This window comes from Mycoplasmopsis gallinacea (genome assembly GCF_900660495.1).
In the GTDB taxonomy this organism is placed as follows: domain Bacteria; phylum Bacillota_I; class Bacilli_A; order Mycoplasmatales; family Metamycoplasmataceae; genus Mycoplasmopsis; species Mycoplasmopsis gallinacea.
Map to the genome: position 1 here is coordinate 561,813 of NZ_LR214950.1, position 15,410 is coordinate 577,222.

Genomic DNA, 15,410 nt, shown 5'->3' on the forward strand with positions numbered 1-15,410 from the left:
AAAATGTGATTTAAAAAACAAAATAAAAATGTTGATTCTAATTTAGACCTTGATATTTCTAGTGGTTTTGAAACAATAGATTTAGACAAATTAGTTAGTGAAGTAGGACAAGTTTATAAAGAAAGTAATGGTGCTCATATTAATTTAGTAAATATTTCTAAAAAATATGAAGGTAATGAAAAATACACACTTGAAAATATTAATTTAGAAATCAAACCAGGTACATTTTGTATCTTTTTAGGTCCATCTGGTTGTGGAAAAACAACACTTCTTAGAATGATTGCAGGTCTTAATTCAATTACCAAAGGAGATCTTCTTTTTAACAACAAAAGATACAACAATTTAGCTCCTAGTGAAAGAAATATAGCAATGGTTTTCCAATCTTATGCTCTTTATCCACATATGAATGTATATAACAACATTTCATTTGGATTAAAAATGGCAAAAGAAAGAAAAGATATTATTGATCGAAGAGTTAAAGATGTTGCTAAAATTTTAAAAATTGAAGATTATCTTTATCGTAAACCAAAAGATCTTAGTGGTGGACAACGTCAAAGGGTAGCAATTGGTAGAGCTATTGCTCGTAAACCTCTTGTGTTCTTAATGGATGAGCCACTTTCAAATCTTGATGCAAAACTACGTGAAAGTATGCGTAGAGAAATAGTTAATATTCATAGAATGCTTAATACAACAAGTATTTATGTTACACACGATCAACTTGAAGCAATGACTATGGGGGATCAAATAGTTGTGTTTAATGATGGAAAAATTCAACAAAGTGGATCAGGAAGAGACTTATATTTCAAACCTGCTAACCTATTTGTTGCCAAATTCATCGGTTCTCCAACAATGAATACTTTTGATGCAATTTATGAAGATGGACTTATTAAATACAAAAATTTATTTGCTTTTAATGTTGATAAAGAAGTTGCTGATAAATTAAATGAAAATCAAAAATTAGAGATTGGTTTTAGAAGTGAAGACATTAAAATTTCTAACCAATTCTCTGAAAATAGTATTAAAGGAAAAATTAACAATATTGAACTTATTGGTAAAGATCAACTTATTGCCGTAACTATTGATTCAGATACTGAATTTATAATTAATGCGCCAAATGATGTTTTCTTTAATTTATATCAAGAAGTTTATATTGAGTTTGTAAATTCGAGAATTCATATCTTTGACAAAGAAAGTGAAAATCGTGTTAACTAAACATTTAAATAAAACTCGTGATTTCTTTTTAAATAATTCATATTTAAAAAGAAAAATATTGTTGTTATTAGTAAGTATTTTTTCTTTAATATCTCTTATCTTATTATCTATTTTATATATTAAATTTAAACAAAGAATTGATGAAGAATTCGCTTTTTTGTCTGGTTCATTTTTTAGTGAAGCTGAGAAAAAATCTTATGAATCAAATCCAGAAAAGTTTCTTTTATTTAAGGAAAATAACTCACGAAGTTTTCAACTTCTTAAAATTTTTTCAGGCTTGAATTTTTCACTTATAACATTATTTAGTTTAAATGTTATTATTACTGCAATAATGATTGTTTATTTATTGAAAAATAAAGACAATGGAGATTATTTATTTAAATATATTATTTTAATTTCTTCATTAACTTTTATTTTAACTTTCTTCTTAATTTCTCTTCAACCAAGCGAAACATCAAGGATAGAACAAATTGTAGTAGGTAATAATAAAATGAGAATAACCGTAACTATGCAAACAATGAGTTATATGCTTGCTTGAATTACTTTGTTGCTCTCTTTCTGTTGCCTTACATTTTCAATTATGGCAAAACGTAGATATGGATTCTTAACAAAAGATATAACATTAAATAAAAAAGAAATAGAAACTCAGCAATTAAAAGAACAAATTAATGAAATTTTAAATTAAACAATTTTAATAACAGCAAGAAGTTTCTTGTTGTTATTTTTAATATATAAAATTTTTATTTATCATATCAAGAATTTTAATTATGACTTATTTATAAGTTATAAAATTTCAAATTATGAAATTCCTTAATTTAGTAAAACAATTTTTATGAGAATGACAATATAAGAAAATAGTTAAAAAACAAAAGCGAAATTTTTTCGCAAATTGAGATAATCCGAAATATTTCGATAAAAAATGAAATTTAGATTATAAAAATATCGATATTAAAGATAGAACCATTCAAAATAATGTTAAAACAATAGGTAGTAATGTTGTTTATCAGGTTTTAGTCTATAATTTTGCAGACGGAAACAATGATGGAATTGGTGATTTTATCGGTTTAAAAAACAAAATTCCTTATTTTGTTAATTTAAAAGTTGATCAACTTTGATTAAGTCCGATCCATCCTTCAACTAGTTATCACGGTTATTCTGTTATTGATTTTTGTGATGTTGCCGAGCAATTAGGTGGAATGAATGCTTTCTTAGACTTTTTAGATGAAGCGCATAAAAACGGAATCAAAGTTTATTTAGATATGGTTTTTAATCACACTTCATATGAACATCCTTGATTTCAAAAAGCATTGTTAGGTGATAAAAAATACGAAAATTTTTATCGCTTTACAGAAAATCTTTACGATGAAGACATAAAAATAGACACAAATACACATCGTAAAAGATATCCAAATTTAAATCAAAATATTTTTGGAACTAACAAAAAATTTCTTGGTCGCTTTTGAGCAGGTATGCCTGATTTAAATTTAGATAATCCTGACGTTATTGATCAACTTATTGCAATTCAAAAATTCTGAGTTTCACTTGGTGTAGATGGCTTTAGATATGATGCATATGCTGAGTATTTTTCAAGTGAGATAGAGACAAAAAATAATTTTAATGAAAGTAAAATTTTTGCACTTTTAAGAAAAGAAAGTGAAAAAATAAATCCAAATATTTTTATGTTTGGAGAATGACTTGAAGATGGAACAAAAGCATTAGAATATTCAAAATTTAATGATGAAAAAGCTCTTGATACAAGTTATGATGGAATGCATTGAAAAGAAAAAATAGATGTAAGAATAAACTATGAAAATTTATTAAACTTAGTTAATAAATATAGTCAAAATAGTAGCGATTGAATGCCTTTTTTATCAAATCACGATGTTATGAGATGACTTGATAATTACCGACAAAAATTTTTAAAAATTAAAGAGAATAAGTTATTAAAGAAAAAACCAAGCGCTAATGAAATTGATGCATTAAAAATAGCAATTTTTGTTCTCTTAGCAATGCCAGCAAGACCTATTTTGTATTACGGAGATGAACTGGGTTATTTTGGAACAAGAGCATATGGCGATCCGGCATTAAGAGAGCCAATGATTTGAGATAATAAAAATGAAATTTGTCAAATACAAGAAACAAAAATAGATTCATTGAAATCAAAAGTTCTTGCTACAAGCGCTCTAACTTTACCTTGCGTTGAGGAAAATATTTCTAAAAATGATTCTATTTATGAATTAATTAAATTTTTGAATGAATTAAGAATAAAATATCCATTTTTATCTCTTACTGATCCTACAACAATTGATGATCCAAAAGAATATGTAGATTGTGAAGACTATTCAAGCGTAATTATTAGAAAACATAAAAATACAATTTTGATGTTTGTTTATAAAAATGATTTTTCAGAAAATCATATTGTTAGAAAAATTTCTAGAAAATATAATTTCAAGTTAATTTATAGTTACAAATGTATAAACAGAACTTGAGGAATTGAGATGAATAAAAATAGTATGGCTATTTTTGAATTAAAAAGGAAGTAAAATGAAAAAAGCAACAATTGATATAGGTGGAACAAATACTCGTTTTGCTATTTTTGAAGATAACAAAATTATCTTTAAAGAAAAATTTTTAACCAATAAAAACAATTACAAAGAAACATTAGATAAACTTATTGAATTAATAAATTTTCATAACATAGAAAATTTAGCACTTTGTATCCCTGGGCCTGCTAATTATAAAGATGGTGTTGTTTATGAAACACCAAATTTACCAAGTTGAACCAATTTAGACGTTAAAAATTACCTTCTTTCGAAGGCAAAAATTAATAAAATAATTTTTCAAAACGATGCAAATGCAATGGCTTATGCAGCTCATAAAAAATATAACGATGCAGTAAATGGGTACACTCAATTTTTTACTATAAGCACAGGATTTGGTGCTGGTTTAGTTATTGAAGATAAAATAATTAATGGTTTTAATTTTCAAGCTCAAGAAATAGCTAAAATGCCTACAGGAAATAAGTTGGATAATTATTATCATCTTTCTCCTTATGCTGCTGAATTATATGTATCTGGTACAGGTTTTGAACTGCAAGCAAAATCACAAGGACTGCAAAAAAAAGCGAAAGAAGTACTTGATGATTATCATTTAGGTATAAACTATGCTGTGAAAATAATTGAAAACGCAATTGAAACATTAGCAAAAACAATGGCTTGTAGTTGTGCATTAATTAATCCAAATTTAATTGTAATTGGTGGAACTGTTGCTCAAAATGCACCTTTTATAATTCAAAAAGCTTTTGTTAAATTGAAAGAATATGTGTGAAAAACACAATATGACAATTTAAAATTAATTATTGATGATAGCGGTGATGATTTAGCTTTAATTGGTCTTGATTTATTATTAGAAAATTATTTGTAGCTCGTAAAACGTATAAAATTTATTATAATACATAATTATGAGTGATATTAAAGAAGAAAATAAAACAAAAGTTAATAAAACGGATATAGTTGCTGGGTATTTAATTGATTTAATTCAAAGCGGGAAAGTACCTGTTAATAAAATAATGCCATCAGAACATCAACTCATGTATCGTTTCGGATGCTCTAGAAGTGTTGTTATTGCTGCATATTCAAAATTACAAACCTTGGGAGCTGTTTATTCAATTTCAAAAAGAGGTTATTTTGTTGCTGAAAATTTCCATAATTTAGTTAAACCTCTAAGTTATTTGATAGGTTCAGATAAATGTAAAGGGAAGGAAGTTGTTGAAGGAAAAAAACTTCCTGAATGAATCTTTGACAAAAGAATTATTTTTGTGGAAGATTTTAGAGAATTTGATAAAAAATATTTTAAAAATAACAATTTAATTGGTGTTTCTAAATATTACATTTCAACAAAAAATTTAAAAGAAAATGAAGTTATCGATCTAGAAAACTCGCTAATTGATTTGCTAATCGATCGTAATGCAATAAGTAATATTATTTATGATTTAAAATATGAAGATGATCCTTACTTTGGGTTTAAAAAAATTGTTGTTGTTTATTTTTTCGGATATGATGATGACTCAATTAGTTTATCTGGAAAATTTTGAATCCACCCCGATCATTTTAAATTTAATCATCAGGAATTTTCTTTAAAAAAAATAGTTAAATAAGACTTTTTAAAAGTCTTATTTTTATTTGCCCGTTTTTTAGGAATAAAAGTTTTGGAAATAGTTTAAAAATTGCATTATAAATTAAGACATTTTTGTAAAAATTCATGTAATTATATTAATTTTTACATCTTGATATATTAAGAAAATAGCTCTATTTTACTGATAAAAAAATAATAGTTTTAAAATTTAATTAATATGAATAATCAAAAAGAACAAATCCAAAAATTAGAAGAAAAATTGAAATTAAATATAAACAATATTACAAATCTTGGTGCATATTTTGAAAGTAATTGCATAAGAGTAAGAGCATTAAATTTACATTCTTACTTATTTGAACTCATTATTTATGATAAAAAAGATACAGAAAAAATTGTCAAAGAAATTGCTATGAGTCAAATCAATGAATTTGTTTCTGAAGCAATAATTTCAAATAAATATGAAGGGCATCCATATCAATTTAGAGTTACTTTTTTAGAAAAAAATGGTGATTCTGTTCAAAAATTAGCACTAGATCCATATGCAAAATCGATGGTTCCGTTCAATTGAGATGGTAAAGAAGAAAAAGTTGGTAAAGGTGTTTTTGTAAATTTAAAAAGCCCTGAAAGTGGCTATGAATTAATAGAAAAAAATTATAAAGCAGACAATTTTATACCTAAAGGATACCCAAGTTCTTCTGTATATGAATTACACATTAGAGACTTTACTTCAAATATAAAAAATGATTCATTAGAAGAAAAAGAAATTGGAACTTTTAAAGGTGCAATAAAATCAAATATTTTTAACTATTTAGATGATTTAAAGTTTAATGTAATTCAATTGCTTCCAATTCAAGCAACCTATACAGTAAATGATAATGATAAGAAAATTCTAGAAAAAGGACAAGGGAAAGGGTGAACAACTAATTATAACTGAGGATACGATCCACATAATTATTTTTCCATAAATGGTGTTTATTCTACAAACCCTAATGATCCATATGCAAGAATCAGAGAATTCAGAGAATTTGTTCAAAAAGCTCATGAAAAAGGAATAGCTGTTATTTTAGATGTAGTTTTTAACCATACTATGATTAATGAAATTTTTAATAATTTAGATCCAATTACAAATTATTATTATAGAAATGAAGCAGAAACTAAACCAGTTAATTTACCACCACTTGCATCTAATAGAATTTTGGTAAGAAAGTTTATTATAGACTGTCTTGAATATTGAGTTAATGAATTCCAAGTTGATGGTTTCAGATTTGATTTATCAAGCTTTTTAGATGAAACAACTTTAATTCAAGCAAAAGAAATTTTTACTAAAAATTCTTATAAGGCTCATAATGGGATTTTACACGGAGAGGCTTGAAATTTTACCGATTTAACAGCAGAAACATCCTGAATAAAGGGGGAAAGTGATAATGAATATCAATTTGGATATTTTAATGATTCTATAAGAAACGCAATCAAAGGAAGCGATCATTCAAATGATAAAGGTCTTGTTATTAAAAATGATCTAGATAAGTTTAAATCATATGTTTCACAAGTTGTAGGTGGAATTAAAAATTATGAATTTAATAACACAATTTTTAGCAACGATCCATATGATTTATTTACTGATTACCCAAAAGTATCACTTAGTTACAACGCTTGTCATGATGGTGCTACTTTATGAGATAAAATAAATAGCTCTTCTAATAATTTAAGTTTTTTAGAGAGAGTCAATAGATATTTACAAGCATTAATATTAACTTATTCAGTTCAAGGAAATGTTTTAAATTTAGCAGGAACTGAATTATTGCAATCTAAACCCAACGATAATTCGGGGATGGACGCAGAAAGATCAAATAAAAGTAATTATCCAGATGAACTTGATGATAATCCTGATGATAATAGTTATGCAACCAATAGCTACAAAACAACAGATTTTGTAAATTGCATAAAATGACATCATGTTAATAAATTAAAAACAATAGATAAAAAATATAACATTGCAGACATTTTAAATAGTTTTATTAAAACATTAAATTATTTAAAAATCGAAAAGGCAAACTTTTTCAATAAAGAAAATGTTTTAGATATTAAACAAAACATTAAATTCATTATTTCAGATTTTGAAAAAGGGATTTTGATTTATGAATTTAAATCTAATGGAACTAATGGAAAATATTTAATTATGCATAATTTCGGTGAAAATGATTTTGCATTTAAACACGATGATTATGAACTAATATTAAATTCTAAAATAGACACACAAAACAATTTGGAAATTTTGGAAGCACATAGTTCTAAAATATTATTTAAAAACAACTAATTTAGGAGAAAATATGAAAAATTTAAAATTGTTAAATGATAAAATCATATACCAAATTTTTCCTCGTTCTTTCAAAGATTCGAATAATGACGGAGATGGAGATATCCAAGGGATTGTTTCGAAATTAGATTATCTTCAAAACTTGGGAATTGATGCTATTTGACTTTGTCCTGTTTATGATACAAATTTTGTTGACGCTGGTTATGATGTTCTTGATTATAAATCAATTTGAAAACAATTTGGAACATTAGATGATTTTAAAAAATTAGTTGACGAAGCTAGAAAAAGAAATATTGATATCATTATGGACATTGTTTTAAATCACGTTTCAAATGAACATGAATGATTTAAAAAAGCATGTGAATCAAGAGAAAATAAAGAGCACAATTACTTTATCTGAAGAGATGAACTTAGTGAGCAAGAAAAAGAAGCAATGAGCATTTTCGGCGGAAGCGCTTGAGAATATGTACCAAGTGTTAATAGATATTATTTTCATTTATTCGCAAAAGAGCAAGTTGATTTAAATTGAGAGCACCCTGATACCTTAAAAGCTATGGCTTCCGTAATTGATTTTTGATATCGAATCGGGGTTAGAGGATTTAGATTAGATGCAATTAAACATATTTCAAAAAATTTTGAAGAAACAAAAAACAACCCTGCTTTTGCTTGATGTAAAGGAGCAGTTGAATATCTTAAAAAATTTAATGAAATTGCTTTTAAAGGAAAAGAAGATGCTTATACATTTGGCGAATCTAGCGGGATAAGCGCAAGTGAACTTATAAAATATGGTAGCGGAAATGATAAAGTAGCTGACAATTATTACAATTTTGCCTGATGATGAATTGGTTGAGGTAAAACAACTGGTAGAAATGGTTATGATGCTAATTGAGACTATAAAAATTTTGTTTATATGCAAAAACCATTTCAAGAAAATGAAAATATAAAACCTTATATGTTCACTAATTTTTTATCAAATCACGATACTTCTAGAAGCATTTCTCGTTGAGGAAGCGAAAATTTCTTCTGAAAAGAAAGTGCAAAAACACATGCTTTATTTTTAATGACTTTAAAAGGTGTTCCTTGTGTTTATTACGGTGAAGAAATTGGGCTTTTAAATAACAATTTTAATAAAAGAGAAGATTTTAAAGATGTAGATATTTATAACGCTTTTTCTAACCTTGTGGATAAAGAAAAAGTTTATTCAGAATCTGAATTACTTAAATATTGCAACATAAACTCTAGAGATAGCGGTAGAGCAATTATGCAATGAGATAATTCTGTTAATTATGGTTTTAACACAGGAAAACAAACTTGAATTAAAACAAATGACAATGGAACTTCAATTAATGTTGCAAGTCAAGAAAATGATGATAAATCAATTCTAAGTTTTTATAAGGAAATTATAAAGCTTAGAAAATTTGATTTAAAAAATGTTCTTGTTGAAGGAAATTCAAAAATTGATATTCTTGAAAGCGGTTTAATACAACTAGAAAGAGAATTAAACAAAGAAAAAATTATTGTTTTAATCAATATGACTGATAAAGAAATTACTAATGAAATTCCAAATAAATACAAGCAAATTATTTCTACATACGATGATCAAAAACAAGTCAAAAATATCTTTAGACCATATGAGTCAATTTTGCTTAGAAAGGAAGATTAATGAAATATTTAAAATACGATCTTGAAAACAAGACAATTTCACAAATTAAATTTGATAAAAATGTAGTTGCTAAAACAGAAAGTATTTTTGCTTTAGGAAATGGATATTTAGGAATAAGAAGTGCTGATGAAGAAATTACTGCATATAACAAAGAAGATTTTTTTGTTAATGGTATTTTTAATAAAGATGCACCAGATGAAGTTCCTGAACTAGCTAACTTAGCAGATTTAATGAGCACTAACATTTATTTTAATGGAGAAATTTTTGAAGTTTCTAATAATGATAAATATTTAAAAACATTGCATATTAAAGATGCTTTTTTATCAAGAGAAGTAGAAGTTTCTAGAGGAGAAAATAAATTTTTACTTAAATTTGAAAGATTTGTATCTCAAGATAACTTAAACGTTTATGCCCAAAAAATAAGTGTAAAAGTGTTAAAGGCTGCTTCAGATGTTTCTTTTACTATCGAACCTCAAATCAACGGCCAAGTAACAAACACAGGAACCCAACATTTTAAAGAAGGGATTAAAAAACGTCCTACTCTTGAATCGCTTACAATGCATCAAGAAACCACTCTTAGCAAAAAATATGTAGTTCATAATTTAATAACAAAAGCGTTTTTAAATGGGACACAAATTCAGGGTGGAAATGATGATTATGTAATTGACATTAAAAGAAGATTGATTAAATTTAAAATCAAGCAAAAATTAAAAGAAGGTGATGAATTCACACTTGAAAAACTTATGTCTGTTCATACAAGTGTAGATGATAAAAAGTCTATTCTTAAAAAAGAAAAAGTAATCCAAAATGCAGAATTAATGCATAATGAACTTTTAAATGAAAGATACGATAATTTAAAAAACAAATCTATTTTAGCAGCTAAAGATAAAATTTGAAATCAATTTGACGTTCAAATTAATGGTGATAATGAAGCTAAATATGATCAACTTGCATTAGAATTTGGTATTTTTCACTTAAATTCTTTTGTCCCTAAACATTCGACTAATTTAAATGTAGGTGCAAAAGGTCTTTCAGGGGAAGGATACCAAGGACATACATATTGAGATACTGAATTTTTCATTAATCCTAACTATCTTTTCACTAATCCTAAAGTTGTTAAAAACTTATTAACATATAGATATAAAGGGATTAAAGGTGCTCGTGCAAAAGCGAAAGAGATAAAGGAAAGAAAAGAAGAAAGTAATCTTGAAGGAGCACAATTTCCATGAGAAATGGCTTGACCAACTGATGGTGAAGTATGTCCATATTGAGGACAAGCAGATGTAACAACAGGAATTCAAGTTCCAATTGCATCTAGAAGACAAGAAATTCATGTTTCAGCAGATGTAGCATATGCTATCGATCAGTATTTCAATATAACTGGTGATTTAAAATTTATGGAATCTATGGGTTATGAAATGATAATTGATACCGCTTGATTCTACACAAATAGAGCCGAAAAACAAATTGATGGAACTTATCAAATTAAAGATGTAATGGGGCCTAATGAGTATAAGGGGAACATAGATAATAATGCATACATAAATAGAATGGCTAAATATAACATTGATTTAGCTATTCATTATATTAGAGATTTAAAACAGAACAATTCGAATTTATGAAAAAAAATAATTTCAAAAATCCCTTATAAAATTAATGTTTTAAAAATGCAAACTGTTTCTAAAGGATTGGTTCAACAAGATCCTAATGAAAATTTAGTAATTGCAGAAAATGATCAATTTTTAAAATTACCAAAAGTGGATGTTTCTCCATTTCAGATGCTTGGTGATGCTGGGAAAAAACTTTTCAGCACAAAAGAAGGACACAAAAGACTTTGTTCACAACTTGTTAAACAAGCTGATGTTGTTCTTTTAACAATGCTTCTTCCACAATTTTATTCTAAAGAAATTAGAAAAGCAAATTTTGATTATTATGAACCATTAACAACTCACGATTCATCACTTAGTGCTGCAACATACGCAATTGAAGCAGCTAGACTTAAAATGATTCAAAAATCATATGAATTATTCAAATATGGAATTAATATTGATCTTGGAACCAATATGCATTCATCTGATGCTGGAATTCATGCAGGATCACTTGCAGCAATTTGACAAATGATAGTTTTTGGTTTTGGTGGAATTGATTGACATGATGGAAAATTATTCATTGATCCTTTATTGCCAAAAAATTATGAATCTTTAAGTTTTAAAATTCAATTTAAAAAAGTTTGATTAAATATTAATGTTTATCAAGATCATTTTACAATTAACACAATTAAACCTAAAACAATGGTAGAGGTTTATATAAATAACAATAGAGAAAGAATTACAAATACAACAAAGAAATTCGGAGTTAATCGTGATTAAAGGATTTATTTTTGATTTAGATGGCGTTATTACTGATACTGCTATTTTACATTTTCTAGCTTGACAAAAAGTATTAAAAGATAATGGTATTGAATATACAGAAAGTGAAAACGAACAATTTAGAGGTTTACCTAGACTTGATACTTTGGAAGCTATTTTAAAATACAAGAACAAAGAAAATGATTTTAACTATGAGCAAAAACAAAAAATTTGTGATTTAAAAAATGATTATTATTTGTCTCTTTTATCAACTCAAGTAAATGAAAACTCAATTCTCCCAGGTATTAAAGAGTTTTTAACAGAAGCCAAAAAAGAAAAAATTAAGTTAGCAATTGCTTCAAGTAGTTATAATGCACCTTTAATTTTGGAGAAATTAGGGATTATTAATTATTTTGATTTTATAGTTAACCCTGCAACTATAAAAAATGGGAAACCAGCACCTGATATTTTTATTTCTGCTGCTAATGGACTGAATTTAAAAACAAATGAATGTATCGGATTTGAAGATGCTTCTGTTGGTGTTCAAGGTATTAAAAAAGCAAATATTTTAGCTGTTGCAATTACTGCTGAAAACGAAAAATTATTTGCAAATGCAGATTTAATTTTAAATTCAACTAAAGAATTATCATTGCAATTAATCAAAAGCACTTTTAAAAAAGAATTTTCGGAGTAATAAAACAAAACTTTTTTAATAAAAATGATTAATCTTTACATAAAAAACCTTCCGCTGGAAGGTTTTTTAATTTAAAAAGTGCTTGTGCAAAAAATATTATTTTAGGCCCAAAAAATGCACATTATTTTTGTATCTGGTAAAACAAATACACAAAATTATATAATTATTATGGGTAATAAAATTACCATTTAGGGGGGAATATGAAACATAAACTTGGATTTAAATCACTTATTTTAGGCGCATTTGCAACTTCATTACTTGCTTTAAATAGTTTTAATATAAGTTCTCAATCTAACTTAGAATATAAAAAGGGGAACTTTTAGTTTCGAAAATCAGGTAATTTCTTATGATGAATTTAAGTCAAAATACTAATAAAAGATTAATTATCCATTCTTGTGCTTTACAGTCAATAATTTTTCTTTTATTAACATATGGTCTATCAATCCGTCTCTTTGATTGAATGATAGTATATGATAGTTATTATAGTGGGTGATTCTGATTTTTTATCGAAATTGAAATTTGTTTATATGTTTTCGTTGTTTTAACAATGATTATTTCTAAAATACCGCTAATAAACTCTTTTAATTCTTGAAAAACTAAATTATTATATCTTTTCACGTTCGGTATCTTCTTGTTAAAAGTAAAAGATGAAAATATTGCTAATTTTAAACTGCTAAGAAAAACGAATTTAATTATCCTGAGTTTCCAAGTTAAGAGCAACTTTGCAATCAGGAAAAATTTATACTCATATACTAAAGTATATGAGTATTTTTTAATAAAAAATATCTTTTTTACTAAAACTACTCAAACTATATGATATAATTTAATTATGAGTAATTACATTTTATGCAAAACAAAAAAGTCAAAAGGAACTTATCTTGGTTTAGCAGTTTCTAATGGTTATGGTAAAGGTATTAGTCAAATGGTTGGTGTAGGATACTGAGAAGAAATTAAAGAAAAATATTCTCTTTCTAGTTTGGAAGATATAAAACCACTAGCCAAACTTATAGAAGTGAGTTCAGATAAAAAAGCTGTAAAATCTAAATTTTTTGAACTATTGGAACCAATGTCAGTACGAACCAATGTTAAAAACATTGGTATCGATTTAATTTATAAAGTTATAAAAGAATTAGAATTGTTTAGTTTTTTACCAAATTCAAAACACAAATCTCTTCAAGAAGTGCTCGAATTTATAATAGGAACAAGAATAATTTTCCCTAGAAGTTATATTTGTCAATACAAAAATAAAAATGACTTTATCCAAGGTTTAAACATTAAAAAGTCATCTATTTATAATTACTTAGATATTTTTTTAGAAAACAAAAACACTATACTATTAAATCTTTATGATAAATTGAAAAAGTTAACTGATAGAAATGAAAAAGTTATACATTTTGATAATACAACAGTTTATTTTGAGAGCTTTTCAAGAAGCGGAATAAGAAATAAAGGTTTTTCAAAAGATGGAAAACACAATGAAGATCAAATCGTAATAGCAATGGCCACAGATAACAATGGAATTCCCTTTCACTACAAAGTTTTTCCAGGAAACACAGCTGATTCGCAAACTTTAATAACATTTTTAGTTGAAATGAAGAAAATTTATAACATAAAAGATGTTGTTGTAATTGCTGATAGAGGGTTAAGTCAAAGTGCAAACATTAGATTTTTAGAACAAAAAGGTTATAAATTTATATTTCAAAAACGAATTGATAATTTAAATGCTGAATCAAGAAACTTTATAGTTCAAGATAAAGATTATATGTGCATAAATAATATATTTTCTAAAGAAAGAATTATTGAATCTTCTTGAAATAAGAAAAGATTTAATGGTAATTACAGAAAACAAATTGTTTATTTTAGTCCTTCAAAAGAAACATTAGATAAAGTAAAAAGAAAAAACCTTATAGATAGAATTAATAAAAAATCAATTGGCGGAACAATATGCTTAAGCGATTTGGTTCCAGAATACAAAAGAAAATATATGGATGTAGATGGTGTCACAGTTGGAAGATTAAACTATGACAAAATAAAGAAAATAGCTGATCAAGATGGATTTTATATGATAGAAACAAATATCCTTGATTTATCAGCAGAAAAAGCAAATGAAATTTATAGACAACAATGAAAAATAGAAGAAGGTTTTCGTATTTTAAAATCATCACTTGAAATTAGACCTATTTTTGTTCATAAAGAAGAGCATATTCTAGCGCATGTATTTTTATGTTTCTTATCTCTTGTTGTTCTAAAATATTCAATCTTTAAACTGAAAAAATTCTATGAAACAAATGGAGAAATTCAGAAAATTACAATTAACAAATTTATAGATGCTTTAAAACTTATAACTATAACTCAAAAAATAGTAAATGATGAAGTAGTATCGGAAATTACAAATAATTTAGATCCATCACACAAAGAGTTAAACAAAATATATAGTGATTTTTACAACATACTAGATAAATAGTTCTAGTAATTTTTAAGACAAAAAAACGAATACGTCTATATAGTAGATGTATTCGTTTTTTTACAGGTTGTAACTTGGAAACTCAGGAAAATATTGCTAATTTTAAACTGCTAAGAAAAACGAATTTAATTATGATTTTTGTGTGAAGTTTTATATTCTTAGGTTTTTTGCTTTTTTTCATTATTGGTTCTTTAGTAACAAATAATGCTATATCTCCAGGGATATGAGGTATTATATTTTATGAATCTATTATTGTTTTACCGCCTTTAATACCATTAGTTTTTAATTTATTTTTATATAAAAAATCTTTATCCTTAGCTAAATAATAACTTAATAATGAAACACAAATACAGAGTAAAAAGTTTATAACTCTTGATTTGTGTTTTTTATATTCTTTTATTGATAACTTAATATTATTGTTATATAATAATCATATTACTAAATAGTAATATAGAAAGGAAACTATGAGTTTTAAACTTTTTCAATATATAAAATTCCTATCACAAATAATTTTGAAGAAAAAGACCACTATAATTTTGCCTATTATTTTTTAGCGCTGGCGATTGCGTCGTCAATAA

Annotated in this window: 11 protein-coding genes; all 11 read left to right on the forward strand. The window is 25.8% G+C overall.

Annotated elements, in window-relative coordinates:
- Nucleotides 1-3: 3 nt before the first annotated feature.
- A complete protein-coding gene (locus EXC51_RS02100; RefSeq protein WP_129620298.1) occupies nt 4-1,212 on the forward strand; it encodes an ABC transporter ATP-binding protein in 1,209 nt (402 codons plus the stop codon).
- On the forward strand, nt 1,202-1,897 hold the full coding sequence (locus EXC51_RS02105) for a hypothetical protein (protein ID WP_129620299.1): 696 nt from the start codon (nt 1,202-1,204) through the stop codon (nt 1,895-1,897). Before EXC51_RS02100 ends, EXC51_RS02105 begins: the two co-directional genes overlap by 11 nt.
- A 115-nt stretch (nt 1,898-2,012) precedes the next feature.
- Nucleotides 2,013-3,755: an alpha-amylase family glycosyl hydrolase gene (locus EXC51_RS02110; RefSeq protein WP_129620300.1), complete on the forward strand. Its 1,743-nt coding sequence runs from the start codon at nt 2,013-2,015 to the stop codon at nt 3,753-3,755.
- Between the two features lies 1 nt (nt 3,756).
- Complete coding sequence (locus tag EXC51_RS02115; RefSeq protein ID WP_129620301.1) at nt 3,757-4,635, forward strand: ROK family protein; 879 nt, start codon at nt 3,757-3,759, stop codon at nt 4,633-4,635.
- Between the two features lie 37 nt (nt 4,636-4,672).
- Complete coding sequence (locus tag EXC51_RS02120; RefSeq protein WP_129620302.1) at nt 4,673-5,368, forward strand: winged helix-turn-helix domain-containing protein; 696 nt, start codon at nt 4,673-4,675, stop codon at nt 5,366-5,368.
- A 195-nt stretch (nt 5,369-5,563) separates the two neighbouring features.
- Nucleotides 5,564-7,663: an alpha-amylase family glycosyl hydrolase gene (locus tag EXC51_RS02125; protein WP_129620303.1), complete on the forward strand. Its 2,100-nt coding sequence runs from the start codon at nt 5,564-5,566 to the stop codon at nt 7,661-7,663.
- 13 nt (nt 7,664-7,676) lie between these two features.
- On the forward strand, nt 7,677-9,326 hold the full coding sequence (locus EXC51_RS02130; protein ID WP_129620304.1) for an alpha-amylase family glycosyl hydrolase: 1,650 nt from the start codon (nt 7,677-7,679) through the stop codon (nt 9,324-9,326).
- A complete protein-coding gene (locus tag EXC51_RS02135) occupies nt 9,326-11,695 on the forward strand; it encodes a glycosyl hydrolase family 65 protein (protein ID WP_129620305.1) in 2,370 nt (789 codons plus the stop codon). The genes EXC51_RS02130 and EXC51_RS02135 overlap by 1 nt, the downstream gene beginning before the upstream one ends.
- Nucleotides 11,688-12,368: a beta-phosphoglucomutase gene (pgmB, locus tag EXC51_RS02140; RefSeq protein WP_129620306.1), complete on the forward strand. Its 681-nt coding sequence runs from the start codon at nt 11,688-11,690 to the stop codon at nt 12,366-12,368. Before EXC51_RS02135 ends, pgmB begins: the two co-directional genes overlap by 8 nt.
- A gap of 200 nt (nt 12,369-12,568) precedes the next feature.
- Nucleotides 12,569-12,691: a hypothetical protein gene (locus tag EXC51_RS04275; protein ID WP_268896787.1), complete on the forward strand. Its 123-nt coding sequence runs from the start codon at nt 12,569-12,571 to the stop codon at nt 12,689-12,691.
- A 506-nt stretch (nt 12,692-13,197) separates the two neighbouring features.
- Nucleotides 13,198-14,832: an IS1634 family transposase gene (locus EXC51_RS02145; RefSeq protein WP_129619974.1), complete on the forward strand. Its 1,635-nt coding sequence runs from the start codon at nt 13,198-13,200 to the stop codon at nt 14,830-14,832.
- Nucleotides 14,833-15,410 lie beyond the last annotated feature (578 nt).